This window comes from Micromonospora sp. C41, from assembly GCF_018070485.1.
GTDB classification, from domain to species: Bacteria; Actinomycetota; Actinomycetes; order Mycobacteriales; family Micromonosporaceae; genus Micromonospora; species Micromonospora chalcea.
This window is the reverse complement of sequence record NZ_JAGPXP010000028.1, coordinates 13,330-35,785: the sequence shown is the minus strand read 5'-3', so window position 1 is coordinate 35,785 and position 22,456 is coordinate 13,330. Positions and strand designations below refer to the sequence as shown.

Here is a 22,456-nt window from a genome sequence, read left to right as displayed (position 1 = left end):
GGGGCGGTCCGCCGTGGCGGGCCGCCCCTTTTCTCGGGTACGTCAGATCCGCTGGCCGGTGGCGGAGTGGAAGACGTGGCTGCGGCCGGTACGCGGCTTGACGAACACGGTGTCACCCATGTTCGGCATGCTGCGCCGGTCGGTACGGACCACGAACCGCTCGTTGTGGCCCTCCAGCGCGGCGTGGCCGTAGACGTTGGCGTCGGAGCCCAGGTCCTCGACCAGCTCGACCACTACCGGCATGCCGCCCTCGGACGGGCTGACCAGGTCGCAGTCCTCCGGCCGGAAGCCGACGGTGACCTTGCCGTCGCCGCCCTCGGCGCTGGCCGCCTGGACCTGCTCGCGGGTCAGCGGCACGATCATCTCGGCGAACGCGCCGCCCTGCTCGGTCAGCTTCACCGTCTTGATGTTCATGGCCGGGGAGCCCATGAAGCCGGCGACGAAGACGTTGGCCGGGGTGTCGTAGAGCGCCCGCGGGGTGTCCACCTGCTGGAGCACGCCGTCGAGCATGACCGCCACCCGGTGACCCATGGTCATGGCCTCGACCTGGTCGTGGGTGACGTACACGGTGGTGACGCCCAGCTTCGCCTGCAGCGAGGCGATCTGGGTACGGGTCTGGACACGCAGCTTGGCGTCGAGGTTCGACAGCGGCTCGTCCATGAGGAAGACCTGCGGCTCGCGGACGATCGCGCGGCCCATGGCGACACGCTGGCGCTGACCACCGGAGAGCGCCTTCGGCTTGCGGCTGAGGAACTCCTCCAGCTGGAGCAGCCCGGCCGCCTCCTTGACCCGCCGGTCGATCTCCGACTTCGAGGTCTTGCGCAGCTTGAGCGCGAACGCCATGTTCTCGTACACCGTCATGTGCGGGTAGAGGGCGTAGTTCTGGAAGACCATCGCGATGTCGCGGGCCTTCGGGGGGAGGTGCGTGACGTCGCGGTCGTCGATGTAGATCGCGCCGTCGTCGACGTCCTCCAGGCCGGCGAGCATCCGGAGGCTGGTGGACTTGCCGCAGCCGGACGGACCGACCAGGACGAGGAACTCCCCGTCACCGATCTGGAGGTCGAGCTGGTTGACGGCGGGGCGCTCGGTGCCCGGGTAGATCCGGGACGCCTTCGCGTAGGTGACCGTAGCCATGATGGAGCGCTTCCTTTCACCGGCAGGAACGTGCCGGACGATCCGAGTGAAGGAGCGACCGGCGCCCAAGGCACCGGCCAACGGGGTCGTCGCTCAGGCAGCCGAAGCCCGCCGGAGTGTCGTCCGTGTCACTGCACGGTAAACGGCTTTCGCGATCGTGCCAAGACGTGTCGCTCCGGGTGGGATGGACGGCATACGCATAACGGTCAGCAGGGCACTGCGAGGCATCAATCTCCCCGCTGGGAGCGTGCCCGGGCGATGATCCATCGGCCGCACCGGTCGGGATGCCGACGTTTTCCGTGCTCGGGAGCCCTGCGAGGCGGGATTTCCGGGGCTCAGTCGCTATGCTGAGCCCGACGCACGCGCCCCTGTAGCTCAGCTGGCCAGAGCACTCGCCTTGTAAGCGAGATGTCGCCGGTTCGATCCCGGCCGGGGGCTCCAATTACACAAGGCATTTCGCGGCGGCAGCCGCTGCGATCCGGCCGGATGACAGCAACGAGGGTCACGACCGCCCGTCACAGGCCCTAGCCTGACGGCCATGACTCTTGATCTCATCCTGCTACCCGAGCCCGTCGGACAGCCCTCGCTGAAGGCGTCGGACGGCGAACGGAAGGGTGCGGGTGAGCCGTCCGACTCGCAGGCATGGGACGCCATCGTTTCCGGCGTACGGGACGTCGTCGGCGAGGTGGTTCTGGGCGAGGACGGCCCGAGCCGCACGCTGACGCACCAGCCCAGCGGCATTACGGTGCGCTACCGGTCCGGCGAGACGGCCATCAATCTGCCGTTCTGGCACAGTGGCAGTGACGTGGATGCTGAAGGGCTCGTCCGGACCATGTACCGGATCGGGCACGTGGTGGCGGACGCGACGGGCCTGGTCGCCCATGTTTCGCAACTGGGTGTGCCGCTGACCGAAGCTGAGTCCAGGATCGACGCTGCGGTCGATCTGCTGTTGGACGATCCCGTTTCGTCTCACCTCTGGCCGCGCGATGGGTTCCGGGTCTACTTCACCGGGTCCGTCACCCTTGCCGACGCCGTGCAGCGCCTGAAGTCGATGGTGGTGGCCGAGGAGAGCGACCGATTCACCGTCCGATGGTCCGATGGTCCCCAGCTGGAGGTGACCTTCGACGCGGGGCCACGGATTGTCGCTGAGGCCGCTGAGGTCGCCGAGGACTATGGCATCCCCGAGATGGCTACCTACGACCGCCGGTTCCAGGTCACGTTCGACGATCTCGACGAGGTGCTCCAGGAGATCAACACCCTGATCGAGGTCAACCTACGGCTCCAAGATCTCACCGGCGGTTACGTGAAACGTTCCTGGAACGACGAGGTGTCGCCGCCGTACGACGACCCGGTGGACGGCAGCTAACGGACCTGTACCTCGCACTCCGGACAAGATGCCGACAACACCGCAGGTCAGCTGACCTGCCCTGGTCCGTGAGGAACATGCCGGTCACGCCCACCACGGTCAGGGCCACGGCGACCGTCACGCCGCCGCTGCCCTGAGTGACGCCGGCGGAGTCGGCGCGTCGGCGGTGCGGGGCGGCTCGATGCTCGACAACCGGACTGCTGTACTTTACAGGGACGATGATCGATGGACTGATCGTCAGGGAAGGTTGCTGTCACTTTCCTCGACGAAAGGTCGCCGTCATGCCGATCACGCCCGTCACCCTCACCCCGCGTGCCTGGCGCCGTGCCGCCGCGATCACTGTCGCCGCCCTCGCGGGCGCTGTTCTCGCCGCCGTGAACGGCCAGCCGGCCTCGGCCACCCCGCCCGGCATCCCCTCCCAGGCGACGGCGCAGTCGCAGCTCAACGCGCTGACAGTGGCCGCACAGGGCTCAATGTCCGGCTACTCGCGGGACCTGTTCCCCCACTGGATCACCATCACCGGAACCTGCAACACCCGCGAGCAGGTCCTCAAGCGGGACGGCACGTCCGTCGTGGTCAGCAGCTCCTGCGCCGCCACCTCAGGCCGCTGGTACAGCCCCTATGACGGTGCGACCTGGTACGCCGCCTCCGACGTCGACATCGACCACATCGTGCCCCTGGCGGAGGCGTGGCGGTCAGGAGCCAACTCCTGGACGACGAGCCGCCGGCAGAGCTTCGCCAACGATCTGACCCGCCCGCAACTGATCGCGGTCACCGACAACGTCAACCAGGCCAAGGGCGATCAGGACCCCTCGACGTGGCAGCCGCCGCTGACGTCGTACCGCTGCACCTACAGCAAGATGTGGATCACCGTGAAGTACAACTGGGGCCTGACGCTCCAATCATCCGAGAAGTCAGCACTGCAGAGCATGCTCAACACCTGCGCCTCGTGATCGCAGGAGCCGTCGCTCGGGCCGGATGACAGCAACGCGCACACCAGGGCCGCCCCGGACGGTGTCTTCCACCGGGCGGGGCGGCCGACAACGGGTGGCACGGGTCAGGGTGCCTCGGCCGTGCTGACGATCGACGTCTCGGTAGGCTGGCCGGCGGGGGGACGGCGTGAGCAGAGCGGTCGAGGAGTCCAATCGGGCGATGCTGCGGGCCCGCGACGCGATGGACCGGGCGTACGCGCAGCCGCTGGACATCGCCGCGCTGGCCCGGATCGCCCACGTGTCCGAGGCGCACTTCATCCGTACCTTCCGGGCCACCTTCGGCGAGACCCCGCACCGCTACCTGCAACGCCGCCGGGTCGAGCGGGCCATGGCCCTGCTGCTGGAGACCGACCGCGACGTCACCGACATCTGCCTCGCCGTCGGCTTCAACAGCCTCGGCACGTTCAGCCGGACGTTCCACGGCATCGTCGGTGCGTCGCCCTCGGCCTTCCGGCGTCGCCGGGCCGCGCCGCCGGACGTGCCGAGCTGCTTCGCCAAGTCCTGGACCAGACCGAGCAGTTTTGGATAAGCAGCAGGTCAGGCCGCTGCTCTAGCGTCGTCGGCATGACGATGACTTCGACTTCCCGCTCGCAGATCTACGTGCTCGACCAGGACGAGGCGCTCGACTTCTACGTCGGGAAGCTGGGCCTGGAGGTCAGCACCGACCAGGATCTCGGCTTCATGCGCTGGCTCACCGTGAACGTGCCGGGGGACCCGGGCCGGGAGATCCTGCTGGAGAAGCCGGGCCCGCCGGCCCTGGACCCGAAGACCGCCGAGCAGGTCCGGGAGCTGCTGACCAAGGGCGCCGCGGGCGGGTTCCTCTTCTTCACCACCGACGACGCGCACAAGACGTACGCGGATCTGGTCGCGAAGGGTGTGGAGGTGACCGACGAGCCGACCGACCGGCCGTACGGGATCGACTTCGGCATCCGCGACCCGTTCGGCAACCGGATCCGGATCGGGCAGATGCGCCAGGGGCAGTGAACGGCGCGGCGGCGGGCTAGTCTCGCGGTCCCCGACCGTGGAGGCGCCGATGCCCAGCCGCCTGCTCTACCTGGTCCGCCACGGCGAGCAGGACCGCGCGGAGGAGGAGGCCGACACCGGCCTGTCCGAGCGCGGCCGGCGGCAGGCGACGCTGCTGGGTGAACGGCTGCGCGGCACGCGCTTCGCCGCCGTACACCATGGGCCGGCCCGCCGGGCCGCGGAGACCGCCGCGCTGGTCGCGGCGTCGCTGCCGGGTGTTCCGGTACGCGAGGACGACCGCGCCGGCGACCACGTGCCGCACGACACCGACCCGGCCGACCTGCCCGAGCGGTACGCGGAGTTCCTGGCCGGGTTCACCGAGCGGGAGCGGCGCGACGGACCGCGTGTGACCGCGGAGGCGGTGGCGCGGTTCGCCGCCGCCCCCGCGGAGGGTGACGTACGCGAGTTGGTCGTCACCCACAACTTCCTGGTCGCCTGGCTGGTGCTGCACGCGCTGGAGGCGCCGCCGCACCGCTGGATCGGGCTCAACCACCAGAACTGCGGGCTCACGGTGATCCGCTACAGCTCGGGCGGCCCGCCGACGCTCGTCGCTCTCAACGACGTCGCCCACCTGCCGCCCGAGCTGCGGGCCACCGGCCTGCCCGACGACTACCGGTTCTGACCCGGCGCTCAGGGGATCAGCTTCACCACGGCGTCGGCGACGGCGCGGGCGGACTGCGGGTTCTGGCCGGTGACCAGCCGCTCGTCGACCACCACGTGCTCGGTGAAGTCCGGCGCCGGCACGTGCTGCGCGCCCGCCTCGGTGAGCTTGTCGGCGAGCAGGAACGGCACCTCGTCGGTGAGGCCGACGGCCGCCTCCTCGCTGTTGGTGAACCCGGCGACCCGCTTGCCGGCGACGAGCCGGGAGCCGTCGGTGAGCGTGAGGTTCACCAGCGCCGACGGGCCGTGGCAGACGGCGGCCACCACGCCGCCGCGCTCGTAGACCGAGCGGGCGATCCGGGCCAGGTCGGGGTCGTCGGGGAAGTCCCACATGGTGCCGTGTCCGCCGGCGAAGAGGATCACGTCGTACCCGGCCGGGTCGACGTCGGCGGCCTTCGGGGTGTCGGTGACGCCGGCGGTGGCGAGGAAGTCGTTCTGGGTGGTGTCGTTCTCGTCCCGCCCGTCGACCGGCGGCTCGCCGCCGGCCACGGAGACCAGGTCGACGTCGTAGCCGGCGGCCCGGAACACCTCCCACGGCTCGGCGGCCTCGCCGACGTAGTAGCCGGTCGAGCGGCCGGTGCGGCCCAGCTCGGAGTGACTGGTCAGGGCGATGAGTGCGCGAGTCATGCCTTCCATGCTGGCCCCGCCGCGGGCCGGCCGGCCATAGGCCGATGTCACAGCCGGAACGGGTTTGAAGTCGGCGCCGGTCAGCCGGTGGCGCCGTTGAGCAGGTCCACCACCTGCGCGGTGACGGCGGGCGGCGTGGCCTGCGGCGGGCAGTCCACGTAGCTGACCTGGTTGGGCCCGACGGTGAGCCGGTAGCTGAACGCGTCGGCGCACATGGTCGCCGGTGCGGTGACGGCGGCTTCGGCGGCCAGCCGGGGGTCGGCCGCGAGTTGCCGCAGCCGGGTGAGCTTCTCCGCGGCGAGCTGCCCCTCTCGGGAGGCGCCGGCACGGTCGGTGCGGGTCCAGTGGCCGTCCGGCCCGACCCGGACGGTGTCGGTCAGCCCGGCGATGCCGCCCGACTTCACGAGCACGACCTCGGTGGCCAGCGGCGAGGGCCCGTCCGTGACGACGGGTGGCGCGTCGGTGCGGGCGCAGCCGGCGAGCGGGACGAGAAGGGCGGCGACGGCCGCCACGGCGGGGGCAGCTCTCATACCGGTTCGGACGCGCGACGGGACCACCCGGTTCCGGTCCACCGGTCCTCCTCATCCGTTCGGTCAGTGTCTCCGGCGGGTTCCCGCCAGCCTCTTTCACGTTCGTCGATGTATCGCTATATCTACATCAGTGACTACCCCCGTCACAACATTCGCCTTCCAGGAGGGCCCGTGAAAAGATCCGTCGCCGCCGTCAGCGCAGCGCTGCTCACCAGCAGCGTGCTGGCCTGCGTCACCACCTCGGCGCAAGCGGCAGCGCCAACCGCCCCCAGCCCCGAGACCTCGGCCGCGGCCAAGGCCGCGAGCCTGCTGCGCGCCAACCCCGGCGTCGTCAAGGGCGCCGGCGGTGAGGCCTATCAGGCCGTCCGCACCAAGGTCGACCCCTCCGGGGCGGCGCACACCCGGTACAGCCGGACCTATCAGGGTCTCCGGGTGTACGGCGGTGACTTCGTCATCCACACCGCCCCCAACGGCACCATGACCAGCGCGTCGGTCAGCCTCGACGCCCCGCTGACCCTGAGCACCACCGCGAAGGTCGGCGCGGAGGCGGCCAAGGCCAGCGCCCGCAAGACGTTCTCCGGCTCGCTCACCTCGGTCGGCACGCCGGAGTTGTTCGTCGACGCCAGCAGCGGCAAGGGCCGCCTCGCCTGGGAGACCGTCGCGACGGGCTGGAAGGCGGACAAGCAGACCCCGTCGAAGCTGCACGTCGTCACCGACGCCACCACCGGCAAGGTGATCGGCTCGTACGACGAGATCGAGACGGTGGCCGGCACCGGCCAGGGCATCTACACCGGCTCGGTCACCATCGACACCACGCTCTCCGGCAGCACGTACCAGATGATCGACCCGGTACGCGGCAACGGCCGTACCTGCGACATGAACAACGGGACCTCCACCTGCACCACGTTCACCGACGCGGACAACGCGTGGGGCAACGGCGCCACCTCGAACCGGCAGTCGGCCGCCGTGGACGCCCACTTCGGCGCCGCCAAGACGTTCGACTACTTCAAGAACGTGCACGGCCGCAACGGCATCTTCGGCAACGGCCAGGGCGTGCCGAGCCGGGTGCACTACGGCAACAACTACGTCAACGCCTTCTGGGACGGGGCCCAGATGACCTACGGCGACGGCTCGGGCAACTCCCGCCCGCTGGTCTCGCTGGACGTCGCCGGCCACGAGATGAGCCACGGCGTCACCGAGGCGCTGGCCGGGCTGGTCTACTCCGGTGAGTCCGGTGGCCTGAACGAGTCCACCAGCGACATCTTCGGCAACATGGTGGAGTTCTACGCCGCCGCGCCGAGCGACCCGGGCGACTACCAGGTCGGCGAGAAGATCAACATCAACGGCAACGGTACGCCGCTGCGCTACATGTACAACCCGTCGCTGGACGGCTCGTCCGACTCCTGCTGGTCCACCAGCACGAAGAACAAGGACGTGCACTACTCCTCCGGCGTCGGCAACCACTTCTTCTTCAACCTCGCCGAGGGCACCGGCGCCACCGCGTACGGCACCTCGCCGGTCTGCGGCTCGGCCCCGGCGGTCACCGGCATCGGCCGCACCAAGGCGGAGAAGATCTGGTACCGGGCGCTCGACGTGTACTTCACCTCGAACACCTCGTACGTCAACACCAGCAACCCGGCCAACACCGCCCGCGCGTACACCCTGCGGGCCGCCACCGACCTGTACGGCAACTGCTCCACCGAGTACAAGACCGTCCAGGCCGCCTGGACCGCGGTGAACGTCGCCGGTAACGACGCGCCGTGCAGCTCCACCGGCAACGACTTCTCCGTCTCGCTCTCGCCGACCGCCGGGTCGGTCACCGCGGGCGGTTCGGTCACCGCCACCGTCGCCACGGCCACCACCAACGGCAGCGCGCAGACCGTGACGTTCTCCGCGTCCGGCCTGCCGACCGGCGCCACCGCGTCGTTCAGCCCCTCCTCGGTGACCTCGGGCGGCTCGTCCACGCTCACCATCTCCACCAGCTCCAGCACGCCGACCGGCACCTACTCGGTGACCGTCACCGGCAGCGCGGCGTCCGGCACGAAGACCGCCACGTTCTCGCTGACGGTGAACGGCACCGGCGGCGGCTGCACCGGCGCGGGCCAGAAGCTCGGCAACCCGGGCTTCGAGTCCGGCAACACGGTCTGGACCTCCACCTCCGGCGTGATCGGCCAGTACGGCTCGCAGGGCCAGCCGACCCGCACCGGTACGTGGAACGCCTGGCTCAACGGCTACGGCACCACCCGCACCGACTCGCTGTCGCAGTCGGTGAGCCTGCCGAGCGGCTGCTCCACGTACACCTTCTCGTTCTGGCTGCACATCGACTCGGCCGAGACCACCAGCAGCGTCCAGTACGACAAGCTGAACGTGCAGGTGCTCAACTCCTCCGGTTCGGTGCTGGCCACGCTGGCGACCTACTCGAACCTGAACAAGGCCAGCGGCTACAGCCAGAAGTCGTTCTCCCTGGCGTCGTACGCCGGGCAGACCGTCACGCTGAAGTTCACCGGCACCGAGGACGTCTCCCTGCAGACGTCGTTCGTGCTCGACGACACCGCTGTCAACGTCTCCTGACCTGACCGCCCGACCCCGGGGCCCGGTGGCAACCGTGGTCATCCACAACCCGGCCCGGCGCAACGCCATGACCCCGGCCATGTGGCGGCAGCTCCCGGTGCTGCTCGACGGCCTGGAGGCCGACCCGGCGGTACGGGTGCTGGTGCTCACCGGCGCGGCCGGCACGTTCTGCGCCGGGGCCGACCTCGGCGACCTGGACGAGCTGCTGGCCGCCGGAGACGGCAGCATCGCGGTGGCCGCCGAGGAACGGCTCGCCGCGTTCGGCCGTCCCACTGTGGCCGCGATCGAGGGCGCCTGCGTGGGCGGCGGCTGCCAGCTCGCCGTCGCCTGCGACCTGCGGCTGGCCTCGGCGGAGGCCCGGTTCGGCGTACCCCCGGCCCGGCTCGGCCTGGTCTACCCGGCGCCGACCACCCGCCGGCTGGCCGCGCTCGTCGGTCCGTCCGCCGCCAAGCACCTGCTGTTCAGCAGCGAGCTGGTCGACGCCGAGCGGGCGCTGCGGATCGGCCTGGTGGACGAGGTGCTGCCGGCCGGCGAGCTGGCCGGGCGGGTGACAACGCTGACCGCCACCATCGCCGAGCGTTCCCGGCTCACGGTGGCCGCCGCGAAGGAGATCGTCGACGGGCGCGCCGACGCCGACCGGCTGGCCTGGTGGCACGCCCAGGTGCGGGACAGCGGCGAGGCCCGCGAGGGGGTGGCGGCCATGAACGAGCGCCGCCCGCCGCGCTTCGGCTGGACCCCGCCGACCGCCCACTGACCGCCGTTTGCCCGGCACCCCTCGGCGGGTACGTCCCGACCGGCGATCCAGCGGTCACCGCGCCGACCGGCTCCGGCTGACCTGGGCCAGCAGTTCGTCCACCGACCACTGGTCGGAGGCGTGTTCGCCGTACTTCTCGGCGAGCACCCGCCCGTCCGGCGCGATCAGGAAGTCGGCCGGCAGCCCGAACCGGCCGCCGTGCGGCGTAAGGGACGGCGACCGCTCCCGTCCGCGCAGGATGTACCAGGTGCTGATCGCCACGCTGCGCAGGATCGGCAGCCAGGCGCGCGGGTCGAGCAGCGACCGCCGCGCCGACTCCACCCCGAACTCCCGGTAGAGCCGCCGGTCCGGATCGGCCACCACGGCGAACGGCAGGTCGGCGACGTGCTCGCGCAACTCGTCGGCGGGGGAGTGGAAGAGCACCACCTCGCGTACGCCCGCCGCCTCGATCTCGGCGTGCCGGCGGACGATCGAGCGCAGGTGGAGGTTGCAGACCGGGCAGCCGGCGAAGCGACGGAACTGGAGGTGGATGAGGCGGTCCGGGTCCGGCAGGGCGACCTGGGCACCGGTCACGCTGGTGAGATGGCGAGGGGTGACGACGTCCATGCGCGCTCCCGTTGTAGGCGTACGACGTACTCCTACAACCGTAGGCGTATCTTGTACGCTGTCAAGGCCATGCCCCGCCCCCGTTCCCTGACCCCGGCCCAGCTCGCCGACGCGGCGCTCGCGGTGCTCGACCGGGACGGCCTCGCCGGCCTCACCATGCGCGCGGTCGGCGCGCAGCTCGGCACCAGCACGATGGGCCTCTACCGCTACGTCGCCGACCGCGACGAGTTGGAAGCGCTCGTCGTCGAGCGGGTCCTCGAACCGGTCGACACCCGCCCGCCGCCCGACGTCCCGTGGGCGGACGGCATCCGGGACCTGGCCGAGCGGGTACGCCGCGCGGTCGGTCTCCACCCGGCAGTGGTGCCGTTGCTCCCCGCGTACCGGCACCGCTCGCCGACGATCCTGCGCTGGGGCGAGGCGGTGCTCGCGGTGCTGACCGGGGCCGGCTTCACCGGCACCGGACGGGTGATCGCGTTCCGTGCCCTGCTCGGCTACGTGGTCGGCGCGATCCAGATGGAACACCTCGGCGCGCTGGCCGGGCCCGGCACGACTGTCATCGCGGCGCTGCCCCGCGACGAGTTCCCCCTGCTCGCCGCGACCGCGCGCGATGCCGGCGTGGTCGTACCGGAGGACGAGTTCGGCGGCGGGCTGGACCTCCTGCTCGACGGGCTGGCCCGGCGTCTCGACAGGTAGGCGCACTGGTGGGACCGGCGGGCGCGGCGCCGGGGCGTACCCCCGACACCGCCCCCTGTGCCCGCCGGCCGTCCGTCACCGCGCCAGCGCGGCCCAGCTCGGCGTCACCGGAGCCCGCCGCAGCGGCATGCCCGCCTCGGCCGGGGTCCGGTCACCCTTGCGCTGGTTGCACGCGTAGCAGGCGGCGGTGGTGTTCCCCCAGGTGTTCCGGCCACCGCGCGAGCGGGGCAGGACGTGGTCGATCGTGCTGGCCGCGCCGTCGCAGTAGGCGCACCGCCGCCGGTCGCGCGCCAGCACCCCGGCCCGCGACCAGGCCGGGCCGGCGCTGAACCGCCAGCGGGTCACCACGTACCGGACGAGGCGGACCACCCGCGGCAGCGGGAAGACGCCGATCACCCGGTCCGGCTCGGCCTCGTGGATCTCGGCGACTCGGCGGCAGAGCATCCGGATCGCGTGCTTGACGGTGACCCGGTGCAGCGGGCCGAGGTCGGCGTTTATGACGAGGACGGCGTCCACCGGGCTCTCCCTTCACGATCGGCGGTACGGCGACGACGGGGACGCGCGACGCGCGTCAGTCGTGCCCTCCGGGCCAGGGACCGTGTTCCCGGCAGCCGTCGCCGAGCAGCCACGACGTCATCGTGGTGGCGTATCGCAGCGACATCGACGGCTCCTGGAACGGTGGTTGACCTTGCTCGCTCACGGTAGATCGATTCGGGAATCGTGGCCAACGTATTTCGATCCGTCCTTGGTGGGTCGCCGCTGCCGTCCGGCCCGGCCGGCGCTTCGCGCGGCGGCGAGCGGCCGGTCGATCCGGGCGGTCATCTGCACCACCAGCTCGCTGTCCAGCAGCGGACGGTTCACCTCGGCGGCCACCGACAACGTCGGCGTGGAGATCGACCGCCAGATCGCGGTGAGCCCGGCGCCGAGGCCGACGAGCGCCACCGCCGCCCGGGTGGTGGGGGAGCCGGCCGCCGCGGCGGCGCTGACGCCCACCACCGCCAGCAGCACCACAAGCAGTGGTGCCAGCACCGGCCAGAAGATGCCCCGGGCCGCCTGCGCCACCAGCTTCCGGTCCCGGATGACGACGTTGCGGGCGATCACCGCCCAGTTCTCCTCGTCCAGCAGGTCGCGCGGATGCAACCCACCGGTGAGCACGTCCTGCCACAGGTCACCCTGGTTGCGCAGCTCCCGGGCCAGGTCGGCGAGTCCGGCCTCGCCCGGGTCGCCGACGGTGGCCCGGCCGACAGCCGTGGCCCAGGCGGCGAGCGAGCGGCGCACCACGGCGGCCGAGTACGGCGGCAGCACGCTCGCCAGCTCGTCCAGCCACCTGCCGATCTGGAGGTGCCGGCCACCGAACCGGCCCGGGAGCCGGTCGGCGTCGCCGCGCCGTACGGTGTCGGCGAGCGAGCGCCCGAGCCGGTACGCCACACCCACCCGGTGGTTCGTCGCCATCGTCCAGCGCAGCACGTCGATGTTGAGGTCGTCGAGCGCCCGCAGCAACGGGTCCCGGTCGGCGCCGGTGGCGCGGCGGGCGGCGGCGGTGGACGGCACGGTACGGCCCGCCGGGGTCAGCGGCGCGATCTGGGCCAGCGCCACGTCCACGCCGTCCAGGTACATGCCGAGCCGGTGCCACCCGGCCAGCTCGGTCAGGTTCGACAGCTTCGGCGGCGCGACCGTCGGCCGGTTCCCGCCGTCGGTCAGGTCGGCGGTCTGCGCGTGGTGGTAGGCGTCCGCCATCGACCAGCCGAGTCGCAGCGCGGTGACCACCGCGGTCCGTTCGTCCCGTGGTGTCCCGTGCTCCTCGTCGCGCCGCTCCCGCGTCGCGGTGCTCACCGCCCGACCTCCCGTGTCATCGGATCAGTCGAGCGTAGAGGCGTTTTTGCCCGCCTATGACCGTTTCGGGTTCACCCTGCCGGCCAGCAGGCCGCGCGGACGGATCGAGCGGACCGGCTCGGCCGACGCCCCCTCGGCACGCAGGATGTGGTTCGCCGCGATGATCCCGGTGGCCGCCGACCGTTCCATCAACGCGCTCGGGAACTCCGTGCGGATGCCGTCCCCGGCCAGGTAGAGGCCCGCCGCGTCGGTCTCCACCCCCGGCCGCCCGGCGTGGCTGCCAGGCGTGAACGCCGGGGCCTGCGCCTCGACCCGGGCGCGCAACTCGCGTACCCGCAGATCGGCCACCTCCGGCCAGAGCGCGGTCAGCTCCCGCAGCATCCGGGCGGCCAGCTCGTCGGCCGGCACGTCCGGCTCGCAGGCGTACGCGTGCAACTCCACCACCGAGCCGCCGGTCCGCTCCGCCCAGCGGCGGGGCTCGTCCTCCAGCCGGTGGTAGAGCGTCACCGAGTCCAGCGTGGGCTGCCGGGAGACGCCACTGAACACCGCCCGGTCCGGGCGGACGTCCCCGTCCATCCAGTACCGCGCCACCGCGTACGGCGGCCCGGGTGTGCCGAACGTGGGCATCCGCGCCACCAGCTCGGGCGCCGCCGCGACCAGGCCGGGCGAGGCGCCGACCAGCGCGGCGAGCGCCGGCGGGTCCACCGCGAGCACCACGTGCGGCGCCTCCCAGACGTCGCCGTCCGCGCCGGTGACGCGCCAGCCCTCCGGGATACGGTCCAGCCGGGCCGCCGGAGCGCCGGTCAGCACCCGGCCGCCGTGCTTCTCCACGTGCCGGGTCAGCGGCTCCCAGATCGCCGTCGCGTAGTCCCGGTCCGGGCAGTCGAACGCCAGCCCCTCCGGGTTGCCGAGCAGATAGAAGTGGAACTGCGCGATCATCTCGGCGGCCGACATCTCCGCCTCGTGGTTGAAGAACGAGTGGGAGAAGACCTCGAAGAGCATGGCCCGCGCCCGGTCCGGCAGGCGCAGCGAGGTGAGCAGCTCGTCGGCAGTGCGCTCGTCGAACTCCTCGTAGGTGCGCACCGGGTCGTAGGTCAGCAGCGGCAGCGCGGCGTCCCGATCCATCGTGCGCAGGTCCGCCAGGCGCAGGCTCGGGCTGCGCAGCAGCAGCGCCAGCAGGTTCGCCGGCGGCGCGGGCGGCAGCTTGCCGAACTCCTCCGTCGGCCACTGCTCGGACAGGATCGGGTAACCCGGGATCGGCTTGAGGAAGCCCAGCGCCGGATCGACCCGGCGCAGGATCGACCGCCAGTTCCAGTACTGCCGGAAGAACGCGTGGAAGCCGTGCTCGTTGCGCTGGACGCCGTCGGGCAGCTCCTCCGGCCAGGCGCCGAGCCGGCCGCCGAGGTGCGGCGCGGCCTCCAGCACGGTCACCGCAACCCCGCGCTCGGCCAGCACCACCGCCGCCGACATGCCGGCGATGCCGCCGCCGACCACCAGCGCCGCGACCGGTCGCGGCACGCGGGGAGCGCCACCGCCGCCCGGGTCCACCACGTGCTCGCGTACGCCGATCAGGCGACCTACCACTTGCGACAGACTCACGGGGCATCCTTCAGTCGGTGGTCCCCCCAGTCTGCCCGAGGTGAAAGGAAGGGGCCCTTTTTAACGCATACGGATGTGCGGGGGCCCTTCTTAACGCCGGGCGGCCCGGTTACGTCCGCGCCGCGCGCCGGCCGCCCGCGCGCCGAGTGCGCCGCGCGCCGGCCGCCCGCGCGCCGAGTGCGCCGCGCGGCGGCGTGGGGGAGGTGTTAACAAGGGGCCCTTCCTCTACCGGAGGCGTTAAAAAGGGGCCCTTCCTTTCACGGGAGGCAGTGGCGGGGGCGGTCGGAGGGGGGCCAGACGTACTCCAGGTCGGGGGAGACGTCGGTGAACAGCCGCGCATAGTGGACCGGGTCCTTGCGAAGCAGCGACGACCGGTGGCTGCGGTGCAGGTCGTCGCGGCCCAGCCAGGGCGGCAGCTCACCGGCGGCGGCCAGCTCGTCCTGGGTGCGGATCACGGCGATGCCGCAGGCGGTGGCGAGGTCGGTGGCGAGCGTGCCGGCGCAGGTGTCGGCCCGGCCGGGCTCGCACCACACCGCGCACATGTCCAGCCCGTACCGGGTCAGCGCCTCCTCGTACCCGGCCCACATCTTCACCGCGGGATGGTTGCGCCAGCCGTAGTCCGGCCGGGTCAGGCCGCGCAGCACCTGGATCGTCTCCACGCGCTGCTTGCCCAGCCGCTTCTGGTCCAGCGTCCGGGCGCTGGCCAGGAAGTCCGGATACGGCAGGAACGTCTGCATGCCGGTGCTCTACCCGTACCCGGCCACGCCATGCGTTCATGATCGAGGGGGCTGCGCGTACCGCGAGCGGCTGACTACCATCCGGACATGGCCGAGCCCCTGCGTGACCGCGCACGCCGCGCGACCGGCTGGCGGCTCCGGATGAACGGGGACGAACGCCCCCACTTCGTGGTGTGCGGCTCCGATCCGCTCGCCTACTGGGTGGTCCGGTCGCTGCTCGCCACCGACAGTGCCGACGGGCGGGTGCGGGTCACGCTCGTGGTGCCGGCCCGCCGTCGGTCCGAGGGCCCGGACGGGCGGGACGTGCCGGGGGTACGGGTCGTCACCGCCGAACGCCTCGACGAGGCGGCGTTCCGCCGGGCCGGACTGGCCGGCGCGGCCGGGCTGGCGCTGCTGAACCAGGACGACGTGGGCAACATGCACGCCGCGCTCTGCGCCCAGGAGGTCGAGTCCCGGCTGCGCCTGGTGGTACGCATGTTCAACACCAACCTGGCGGACGGGCTGCGCCAGCTCTTCCCGGACTCGGCGGTGCTCTCCGACGCCTCGATGGCCGCGCCCGCCTTCGTCGCCGCCGCGCTGGGCGAGGTGGCGCCGACCCACTTCCGGCACGCCGGGCGCACGCTGTACGTGGCGCGGCGCGACGACGTACGCCCGCAGGACGTGGTCTGCGGCCTGGCCGTCACCACCGACCCGGACCTGGTCCGGGTGCTGCCCGCCGACGAGGCCGCGGCCGACGTGGTACTGGCCGAGGCGACCGGCCGGCCGGCGGGCACGGAGGTGGCCGCGCGGCGGCTGGTGCGGGCGCGGCGGCGACGGCAGCCGGCGGCGGTGCTGCTGCGCGCGGTCCGCCACTTCGCCACCCGCAAGATCGGCATCGCGGTGCTGGTGCTGCTCGGGGTGATCGCGGTGCTGGGCTGGCTCAACGCGCGGGCCGCCGACGTCAGCTGGAGCGAGGCGGTCTACCTGACGCTGGTCACCACACTCACCGGCCAGGACCCGGACGTCAACAAGCCGGTCGCCGCCCAGGTCATGCAGGTGGTGCTCAACCTGGCCGGGCTGGCGTTGATCCCGCTGATCACGGCCGCCGTGGTCGACGGCGTCGTAAACGCCCGGCTGGCGCTGCACGCCGGGCGGGTCCAGCCGGACCGCTCCGGGCACGTGGTGCTGGTCGGGCTGGGCAACATCGGCACCCGGGTGATGGCCCAGCTGCACGACTTCGGCGTCGAGGTGGTGGCGATCGACAAGAACGCGGACGCGCGGGGCGCCGCGCTGGCGCACCGGCTGGGGGTGCCGCTGATCGTCGGCGACGCGGGCCGGGAGGAGACGCTGCGGTCCGCGTCCGTCGACACCTGCCAGGCGCTGGTGGTGGTCTCCACCGACGACGGGACGAACCTGCGTGCCGCGCTGATCGCCCGGTCGCTCGACCCGGACCTGCGGGTGGTGCTGCGGCTGTTCGACGGCGACTTCGCCGAGCGGATCCAGCAGGCGTTCGGCATCGGCATCTCGCGCAGTGTGTCCTATCTGGCCGCGCCGTCGTTCGCGGCGGCGCTGCTGGACCGCGCGGTCGTCGCCACCATCCCGGTCGACCGGCACGCGCTGCTGGTCACCGAGGTGCCGGTGGTGGCGGGCTCACCGCTGGACGGGCGTCCGCTGAGCGCGGTGGCCCGGCCCGGCGAGGTACGCCTGCTCGCGTACACCCGGCCGAACCAGAAAGCCGACTGGACGGCCGATCCGCGGATGGTGATCCAGGCCGGTGACCGGTTGACTGTGGTGGCCCGGCGGGCCGGGCTGACCGCGCTGCTGCGGGAGACCACGCCCGTGCCGCCGCCGGCGCCGCCTGCCGGCCCACCCGCCGCGCGCCGCCCGGAGGAGTGACCGGCCGCGTCAGGCAGGTCGACGACGGCGGCGGACGGCGTACCCGAGCGCGCCGAGCGCGAGCACGCCGAACCCGGCGAGCACGCTCGGCAGCGGCAGGTTGACCGCCAGCACCAGGCAGCCGACCAGCCCCAGCGCGGCGAGTACCCGGGCCGGTACGCGCCGGGCCGGGTCCGGGCCGAGCGTCAGCGCCGACGCGTTGGTGATCGCGTAGTAGACCAGCACGGTGCAGCTGGAGAAGCCGATCGCGCCCCGGACGTCGCCGACCGCGACGACGGCGATCACCACGGCGGCCACGGCCAGCTCGGCGCGGTGCGGCACCCGGTGGCGCGGGTGCACCGCCGCCAGCGCGCGCGGCAGGTCCCGGCGGCGGGCCATCGCCAGCGAGGTGCGGCCGACGCCCGCGAGCAGCGACAGCAGCACCCCGGTCACCGCTACCGCCGCGCCGGCCCGGACCAGCCAGGCCAGCCCCGGGTGCCCGGTGGCGGTCACCACCTCGACCAGCGGCGCGTCGGTGGACGCCAGCCGGTCGGCGCCCAGCACGCCGAGCGCGACCACCGCCAGCGTCAGGTAGATCGCCAGCACCGCGCCGAGCGCCAGCGGCACCGCGCGGGGGATGGTGCGCTCCGGGTCGCGTACCTCCTCGCCCAGCGTGGCGATCCGCGCGTACCCGGCGAACGCGAAGAACAGCAGCCCGGCGGCGGTGAGCACACCGCGTACCCCGAGGTCGGCGGGGGCGGTGAGCCGGTCGGCCGCCACCTGCGGGGCGCCGGTCACCGCCACCACGGCGAGCACTGTGAGCACCAGCGCGACCAGCACCCGGGTGGCGGCGGCGGTCTTGCCGATGCCGCGCAGGTTCACCACCGTCACCGCCACCACCGCGAGGACGGCGACGAGCCGCGCCCGCCCCGGCCACAGGTACGCCCCGACGGTCAGCGCCATGGCGGCGCAGCTCGCGGTCTTGCCGACCACGAAGCCCCAGCCGGCCAGGAAGCCGGCGAACGGGTGCAGCCGTTCCCGGCCGTACACGTAGGTGCCGCCGGACTCGGGGTAGCGGGCGGCGAGCCGGGCCGAGCTGGTGGCGTTGCAGTAGGCGATGAAGCCGGCGACCGCCAGCGCGACAAGCAGACCGACGCCGCCGGCTGCCGCCGCGGCGGGGGCGAAGACCACGAAGACGCCCGCGCCGAGCATCGAGCCGAGACCGATGACGACCGCGTCGGGTACGCCGAGTCGCCGCGCCAGTTGTTCCACACCGGCAGCCTAGGAGCGTGCGGTGAACAGCGGGTGCGGTCGCCCGGTCAGCCCGGCGCGGACCAGTCGACCGGCCGCCGCCAGTCGCCGAGCCGGCGCGGCAGCGGCAGGTCGTCCCAGGGCACCCGGCGCAGCAGCCGGTCCAGCAGCAGGCCGAGCAGCAGACCGGCGATCGAGTCGGTGAGCCAGTGCCAGCCCAGGTAGACGGTGGTGCAGAAGACCACCGCCGGGGGCACCACCCGGACCACGGTGACCAGCCGGGGCGGCACGGTCCGGCCGACCGTGCGCACGAGCGGGGCCAGTAGCAGGGCCAGCACGCCGTACCAGACGATCGCGTTGGCGACGTGCCCGGACGGGTACGACTGGGCGAAGCGGACCGGCAGGTCGTGCTGGAACAGCGGCAGCGTCTGCTCGGGCGACAGGAACGGCTCCTTGACCGAGGCGCTCGGCGCCGGCCGGGCCGTCCACACCTTCAGCGGCCCGATCGTGAAGAACGTCAGCACGAACGCGACCACCGGCGGCAGAATCGGCCGCACCGAGCGCAGCCGCAGCGCCAGCAGCACGCCCAGCCCGGCCGCGAGCAGCGTCAGCGGGGTGCCCTGGCCGAGCAGGTTGAGCGTCATCGCCACCCAGCGGGCGGCGGTCGGGCGGTGCTCGTCGGACCAGTCGGCGACCGCCCGGTCGAGCCCGAACAGGTGCCCGGAGGCGAGCGCCACGGTGATCGCCACCACTGCCGCGAGCAGCAGCCCGTCGAACCACCACCCGGCCGGCCGGACCGGCCGCAGCCGCAGGTGACCGCGTACCCCTGAGGTCTGACGCACGCGACCACGCTACCGGCCGCCGACGGCGCCGGGGCGGCGCGGGCATCGGCGGCTGTGTGCCGAGCCACGAAGGGAAGCGCGGTCCGGGGGTGAGCGGTCACACTGGTTGCCGTGCGGATCACCTCGGCTCTCGTCGACCCGGCGCTGCTCGACCTCCCCTGGTCGACCCCGCTGGAGCAGTGGCCTGCCGAGCACCTGGTGGCGCTGCCGCAGGGCATCTCCCGGCACATCGTGCGGTTCGTCCGGCTCGGCGGGTACGTCTACGCGGTGAAGGAGACCGGCGAGCGGGTCGCCGAGCGCGAGTACGACCTGCTGCGGGCGCTGGAGCGGATCGACTTCCCGTCGGTGGAGGCCGTCGCCATCGTGGCCGACCGGCAGAGCGACGACGGCGAGCCGCTGGACCCGGTGCTGATCACCCGCCACCTCCAGTTCTCCCTGCCCTACCGGGCGCTGTTCTCCCGCACGCTGCGGCCGGAGACCATGAACCGTCTGCTCGACGCGCTCGCGGTGCTGCTGGTCCGGATGCACCTGACCGGTTTCTTCTGGGGCGACTGCTCGCTGTCCAACACGCTGTTCCGGCGGGACGCGGGCGCGTTCGCCGCCTACCTGGTGGACGCGGAGACCGGCGCGCTGCACCCGTCGCTGTCCAACGGGCAGCGCGGCGAGGACCTGGAGATCGCCCGGGTCAACATCTTCGGCGAGGCGCTCGACCTGCAGGCCGCCGGCCTGCTGCACGAGTCGATCGACCCGGAGGTGGTCTGCGAGGAGGTCGTACGGCGCTACGAGCAGCTCTGGCACGAGATCACCTACGAGCAGCAGGTCGAGCGCGCCGCCCGGCACGACATCGAGCGCCGCATCCGCCGCCTCAACGAGCTGGGCTTCGACGTGGCCGAGGTGGCGATGTCCACTGTCGACAACGGGCGTTACCTGGTGCGGCCGAAGGTGGTCGACGTCGGCTACCACACCCGGCGGCTGCTGCGCCTCACCGGCCTGGACGCGGAGGAGAACCAGGCCCGCCGGCTCCTCAACGACCTGGACGCCTACCGGGTGGAGAGCGACCTGACCGACGAGCAGCAGGCGGCGCACCGCTGGCTGACCGAGGTCTTCGAGCCGGTGGTCCGGGCGGTGCCCGCGCACCTGCGCCGCAAGCTGGAGCCGCAGGAGCTGTTCGCCCAGATCATCGAGCACAAGTGGCTGCTCTCCGAGCAGGCCGGGCGGGACGTGGGGATGCGCCGGGCGGTGCAGTCGTACCTGGCGGACGTGCTGGTGCACCGGCCGGACGAGCAGGCGGTACTCGGCGTCGAGGTGCCCACCGCCTGACCGCCGGGCGGGTCACTCCACCCAGTTACCGCCGCGCATCACCCGCACCACGTTCAGGTCGTCGTCAAGCACCACCAGGTCGGCGCGCAGCCCGGCGACCAGCGCGCCGACCCGGTCGCCCAGGCCGATCGCGCGGGCCGGGGTGGTGGCGACCATGCGGCAGGCGTCCGGCAGGGCCACGCCCGCGCCGACCGCGTGCCGCAGCGCGGCGTCCATGGTGAGCGTGCTGCCGGCGATCGCGCCGTTGTGGGCGAGCCGGGCCTCCCCGCCGGCCACGGTGACCGCCTGGCCGCCCAGCTCGTACTCGCCGTCGGGCATGCCGGCGGCGGCCATCGCGTCGGTGATCAGCGCGGCCCGCTCCGGGCCGGCGACCGAGGTGGCGAAACCGAGCATCCCGTCGTGCAGGTGCACCCCGTCGGCGACCAGCTCGCACACCACGTTCGGGGCCTCCAGCAGCGCCACCACCGGGCCGGGCTCACGGTGGTGCACCGGGCGCATCCCGTTGAACAGGTGGGTGCCGACCGTCGCGCCCGCGGCCACCGCCGCGCGGGTCTGCTCCCAGGTCGCGTCGGTGTGCCCGACCGCCGCCACCACGCCCTGCGCGACAAGCAGCTCGATCGCCTTGGTGGCGCCGTCGCGTTCCGGCGCGAGCGTGACCATGCGTACCGCGCCGCCGCCCAGCTCGATCAGCTCGGTCAGCTCGGCCGTGGACGGGTCCCGCAGGAACTCCGGGTTCTGCGCGCCGCAGCGGTCGGCAGACAGGTACGGGCCCTCGAAGTGGACGCCGGCGAGCACGCCGGACTCGACCAGCGGGCGGTAGGCGGCGGTGGCGTCGCGCATCAGCTCGAACGGGGAACTGACCAGGCTGGCCAGCAGCGTGGTGGTGCCGTGCCCGAGATGGAACGCGGCGGCCTGCCGCGCCGCCTCCGGGTCGCCGGTGGTGAACGTGTGCCCGCCGCCGCCGTGGGTGTGCATGTCCACGAAGCCCGGCACGATCCAGTGCCCGTCGCGCACCGACGGATACTCGGCGACGGCGGTGATCCGCCCGTCCGCGATCTCCACGCAGCCCTGCCGGATGACGCCGGTCGGGGTCACCACCTTGCCGGTCACGCGCCGGGTCATCGACTCTCCTTCACCAGGGTGTCCAGGGCCAGCAGGGCGGCGCCGAGGCAGCCGGCCTCGTCGCCGAGGTCGGCCGCGACCAGGCGCGGTTCGCGGTGGAACGTCAGCCGCTCGCGCAGCGCCGCCCGCAGCGGGTCGAACAGCCGGGCGCCGGCCTGGGCCAGCCCGCCGCCGAGCACCACTGTCGACACATCGTAGAGCGCCTGCCCGGTGGCCAGTCCGTCGGCGAGCGCCTCGACCGCGTCCTGCCACACCTCCACGGCGAGCGGTTCACCGGCCGCCGCGCGCTCGGCCACCTGGGCGGCGGTGGTGGGCGCGCCGGACAGCTCCGCGTACCGGCGTCCGATCGCCGAGGCCGACGACACCGCCTCCAGGCAGCCGGTCCGCCCGCAGCCGCAGCGCGGCCCGCCGGGCCGTACCAGGATGTGGCCGATCTCCCCGGCGGCGCCGTGCGCGCCGGTGGCGGCCGACCCGTCGACCACGTGGGCGGCGGCGATGCCGGTGCCGATGGCGACGAACAGGACGTGGCCGGCGTCCCGCCCGGCCCCGAGGCGCGCCTCGGCCAGGCCGCCGGCACGCACGTCGTGGCCGAGCGCCGCGGGCAGTCCCAGCCGCGTGCCCGCCAGCTCCCGCAGGGGTACGTCCCGGAAGCCCACGTTCGCCGACCAGACCGCCACGCCGCGCGCCTCGTCGATCACTCCGGGTACGGCGATGCCGCAGGCCACCGGCGTATGGCCGTCGGCGCGGGCCTTGCCGGCCAGCCCTTCGGCCACGTCGAGGATCGTGCCGACCACCGCCTCCGGGCCGCGCTGCGCGCCGGTGTCGTGCCGTTCGGTGTGCACTGTCGTGCCGTCCGGCCGGACCAGGGCGCACTTCATCCCGGTGCCGCCCACGTCCAGCGCGACGACGACCTCGTCGCCTCCACTCACGCCGTGGGCTCGC

General features: G+C 72.9%; 22 protein-coding genes and 1 tRNA gene. 11 read left to right on the top strand and 12 right to left on the bottom strand.

Annotated elements, in window-relative coordinates; translation table 11 throughout:
• Nucleotides 1–42: 42 nt before the first annotated feature.
• Nucleotides 43–1,134: an ABC transporter ATP-binding protein gene (locus KBX43_RS24875; RefSeq protein ID WP_043327950.1), complete on the bottom strand. Its 1,092-nt coding sequence runs from the start codon at nt 1,132–1,134 to the stop codon at nt 43–45.
• A gap of 364 nt (nt 1,135–1,498) precedes the next feature.
• On the opposite strand from KBX43_RS24875, the gene KBX43_RS24870 reads away from it, so the two are divergent.
• From KBX43_RS24870 to KBX43_RS24845, 6 genes are all read left to right on the top strand, one after another.
• Nucleotides 1,499–1,575 (top strand) — tRNA-Thr (locus KBX43_RS24870).
• A gap of 97 nt (nt 1,576–1,672) precedes the next feature.
• Nucleotides 1,673–2,500 carry a hypothetical protein gene (locus tag KBX43_RS24865; RefSeq protein WP_210887366.1) on the top strand — a complete coding sequence of 276 codons (828 nt, stop codon included), beginning with the start codon at nt 1,673–1,675 and terminating at the stop codon, nt 2,498–2,500.
• Between the two features lie 281 nt (nt 2,501–2,781).
• Complete coding sequence (locus tag KBX43_RS24860) at nt 2,782–3,453, top strand: HNH endonuclease family protein (protein ID WP_210887362.1); 672 nt, start codon at nt 2,782–2,784, stop codon at nt 3,451–3,453.
• Nucleotides 3,454–3,619: 166 nt separating this feature from the next.
• Nucleotides 3,620–4,021, top strand: a complete 402-nt coding sequence (locus KBX43_RS24855; RefSeq protein WP_187693841.1) for a helix-turn-helix domain-containing protein — start codon at nt 3,620–3,622, stop codon at nt 4,019–4,021.
• A 35-nt stretch (nt 4,022–4,056) separates the two neighbouring features.
• Complete coding sequence (locus tag KBX43_RS24850; RefSeq protein WP_043327953.1) at nt 4,057–4,476, top strand: VOC family protein; 420 nt, start codon at nt 4,057–4,059, stop codon at nt 4,474–4,476.
• A gap of 49 nt (nt 4,477–4,525) precedes the next feature.
• Entirely contained in the window at nt 4,526–5,137 is a 612-nt protein-coding gene (locus KBX43_RS24845; protein ID WP_166457739.1) for a histidine phosphatase family protein, read from the top strand.
• A gap of 8 nt (nt 5,138–5,145) precedes the next feature.
• On the opposite strand, the gene KBX43_RS24840 is transcribed toward KBX43_RS24845, so the two are convergent.
• Together KBX43_RS24840 and KBX43_RS24835 are read right to left on the bottom strand one after the other, a co-directional pair.
• Nucleotides 5,146–5,802 carry a type 1 glutamine amidotransferase domain-containing protein gene (locus KBX43_RS24840; RefSeq protein WP_247677703.1) on the bottom strand — a complete coding sequence of 219 codons (657 nt, stop codon included), beginning with the start codon at nt 5,800–5,802 and terminating at the stop codon, nt 5,146–5,148.
• A gap of 80 nt (nt 5,803–5,882) precedes the next feature.
• Nucleotides 5,883–6,314 carry a hypothetical protein gene (locus tag KBX43_RS24835; protein WP_043327954.1) on the bottom strand — a complete coding sequence of 144 codons (432 nt, stop codon included), beginning with the start codon at nt 6,312–6,314 and terminating at the stop codon, nt 5,883–5,885.
• A gap of 189 nt (nt 6,315–6,503) precedes the next feature.
• On the opposite strand from KBX43_RS24835, the gene KBX43_RS24830 reads away from it, so the two are divergent.
• A complete protein-coding gene (locus KBX43_RS24830; RefSeq protein ID WP_210887356.1) occupies nt 6,504–8,903 on the top strand; it encodes a M4 family metallopeptidase in 2,400 nt (799 codons plus the stop codon).
• A complete protein-coding gene (locus KBX43_RS24825) occupies nt 8,887–9,657 on the top strand; it encodes an enoyl-CoA hydratase/isomerase family protein (RefSeq protein ID WP_210887399.1) in 771 nt (256 codons plus the stop codon). Before KBX43_RS24830 ends, KBX43_RS24825 begins: the two co-directional genes overlap by 17 nt.
• 54 nt (nt 9,658–9,711) lie before the next feature.
• Here KBX43_RS24825 and KBX43_RS24820 read toward each other — a convergent pair whose 3' ends face one another.
• Nucleotides 9,712–10,263, bottom strand: coding sequence for a peroxiredoxin-like family protein (locus KBX43_RS24820; RefSeq protein ID WP_210887353.1), 552 nt, complete (start codon nt 10,261–10,263; stop codon nt 9,712–9,714).
• Between the two features lie 69 nt (nt 10,264–10,332).
• Between KBX43_RS24820 and KBX43_RS24815 the strand changes: the two genes are divergently transcribed.
• Nucleotides 10,333–10,956 carry a TetR/AcrR family transcriptional regulator gene (locus tag KBX43_RS24815; protein WP_176722824.1) on the top strand — a complete coding sequence of 208 codons (624 nt, stop codon included), beginning with the start codon at nt 10,333–10,335 and terminating at the stop codon, nt 10,954–10,956.
• Between the two features lie 75 nt (nt 10,957–11,031).
• Here the strand turns inward: KBX43_RS24815 and KBX43_RS24810 are convergent, their stop codons facing one another.
• From KBX43_RS24810 to KBX43_RS24795, 4 genes are all read right to left on the bottom strand, one after another.
• Nucleotides 11,032–11,472 carry an HNH endonuclease gene (locus tag KBX43_RS24810; RefSeq protein WP_043327959.1) on the bottom strand — a complete coding sequence of 147 codons (441 nt, stop codon included), beginning with the start codon at nt 11,470–11,472 and terminating at the stop codon, nt 11,032–11,034.
• A gap of 180 nt (nt 11,473–11,652) precedes the next feature.
• Nucleotides 11,653–12,789, bottom strand: coding sequence for a hypothetical protein (locus KBX43_RS24805; RefSeq protein ID WP_210887350.1), 1,137 nt, complete (start codon nt 12,787–12,789; stop codon nt 11,653–11,655).
• A 54-nt stretch (nt 12,790–12,843) separates the two neighbouring features.
• Nucleotides 12,844–14,388 carry an FAD-dependent oxidoreductase gene (locus KBX43_RS24800; RefSeq protein WP_210887346.1) on the bottom strand — a complete coding sequence of 515 codons (1,545 nt, stop codon included), beginning with the start codon at nt 14,386–14,388 and terminating at the stop codon, nt 12,844–12,846.
• 257 nt (nt 14,389–14,645) lie between these two features.
• Nucleotides 14,646–15,125 carry an MSMEG_6728 family protein gene (locus KBX43_RS24795; RefSeq protein ID WP_104113969.1) on the bottom strand — a complete coding sequence of 160 codons (480 nt, stop codon included), beginning with the start codon at nt 15,123–15,125 and terminating at the stop codon, nt 14,646–14,648.
• An 87-nt stretch (nt 15,126–15,212) separates the two neighbouring features.
• Here KBX43_RS24795 and KBX43_RS24790 point away from each other — a divergent pair, with 87 nt between their 5' ends.
• Nucleotides 15,213–17,000: a TrkA family potassium uptake protein gene (locus KBX43_RS24790; RefSeq protein WP_374226020.1), complete on the top strand. Its 1,788-nt coding sequence runs from the start codon at nt 15,213–15,215 to the stop codon at nt 16,998–17,000.
• Nucleotides 17,001–17,009: 9 nt separating this feature from the next.
• Here KBX43_RS24790 and KBX43_RS24785 read toward each other — a convergent pair whose 3' ends face one another.
• Nucleotides 17,010–18,251: an APC family permease gene (locus KBX43_RS24785; protein ID WP_210887343.1), complete on the bottom strand. Its 1,242-nt coding sequence runs from the start codon at nt 18,249–18,251 to the stop codon at nt 17,010–17,012.
• Between the two features lie 47 nt (nt 18,252–18,298).
• Nucleotides 18,299–19,072, bottom strand: a complete 774-nt coding sequence (locus KBX43_RS24780) for a phosphatase PAP2 family protein (RefSeq protein ID WP_113973549.1) — start codon at nt 19,070–19,072, stop codon at nt 18,299–18,301.
• 111 nt (nt 19,073–19,183) lie between these two features.
• On the opposite strand from KBX43_RS24780, the gene KBX43_RS24775 reads away from it, so the two are divergent.
• Entirely contained in the window at nt 19,184–20,392 is a 1,209-nt protein-coding gene (locus KBX43_RS24775; RefSeq protein ID WP_030502801.1) for a DUF4032 domain-containing protein, read from the top strand.
• A gap of 12 nt (nt 20,393–20,404) precedes the next feature.
• Here the strand turns inward: KBX43_RS24775 and nagA are convergent, their stop codons facing one another.
• Both nagA and KBX43_RS24765 read right to left on the bottom strand, forming a co-directional pair.
• Entirely contained in the window at nt 20,405–21,514 is a 1,110-nt protein-coding gene (gene nagA / locus KBX43_RS24770) for an N-acetylglucosamine-6-phosphate deacetylase (RefSeq protein ID WP_064446740.1), read from the bottom strand.
• Complete coding sequence (locus tag KBX43_RS24765; RefSeq protein ID WP_043327966.1) at nt 21,511–22,443, bottom strand: ROK family protein; 933 nt, start codon at nt 22,441–22,443, stop codon at nt 21,511–21,513. The genes nagA and KBX43_RS24765 overlap by 4 nt, the downstream gene beginning before the upstream one ends.
• Nucleotides 22,444–22,456: the final 13 nt, after the last annotated feature.

What these genes read in the sequence shown, in the direction of transcription:
- KBX43_RS24865 (WP_210887366.1), top strand. Translation starts at nt 1,673, where the DNA reads ATGACTCTTGATCTCATCCTGCTACCCGAGCCCGTCGGACAGCCCTCG.
- KBX43_RS24850 (WP_043327953.1), top strand. Translation starts at nt 4,057, where the DNA reads ATGACGATGACTTCGACTTCCCGCTCGCAGATCTACGTGCTCGACCAG.
- KBX43_RS24845 (WP_166457739.1), top strand. Translation starts at nt 4,526, where the DNA reads ATGCCCAGCCGCCTGCTCTACCTGGTCCGCCACGGCGAGCAGGACCGC.
- nagA (WP_064446740.1), bottom strand. Translation starts at nt 21,514, where the DNA reads ATGACCCGGCGCGTGACCGGCAAGGTGGTGACCCCGACCGGCGTCATC.
- KBX43_RS24815 (WP_176722824.1), top strand. Translation starts at nt 10,333, where the DNA reads ATGCCCCGCCCCCGTTCCCTGACCCCGGCCCAGCTCGCCGACGCGGCG.
- KBX43_RS24820 (WP_210887353.1), bottom strand. Translation starts at nt 10,263, where the DNA reads ATGGACGTCGTCACCCCTCGCCATCTCACCAGCGTGACCGGTGCCCAG.
- KBX43_RS24860 (WP_210887362.1), top strand. Translation starts at nt 2,782, where the DNA reads ATGCCGATCACGCCCGTCACCCTCACCCCGCGTGCCTGGCGCCGTGCC.
- KBX43_RS24790 (WP_374226020.1), top strand. Translation starts at nt 15,213, where the DNA reads ATGGCCGAGCCCCTGCGTGACCGCGCACGCCGCGCGACCGGCTGGCGG.
- KBX43_RS24840 (WP_247677703.1), bottom strand. Translation starts at nt 5,802, where the DNA reads ATGACTCGCGCACTCATCGCCCTGACCAGTCACTCCGAGCTGGGCCGC.
- KBX43_RS24795 (WP_104113969.1), bottom strand. Translation starts at nt 15,125, where the DNA reads ATGCAGACGTTCCTGCCGTATCCGGACTTCCTGGCCAGCGCCCGGACG.
- KBX43_RS24875 (WP_043327950.1), bottom strand. Translation starts at nt 1,134, where the DNA reads ATGGCTACGGTCACCTACGCGAAGGCGTCCCGGATCTACCCGGGCACC.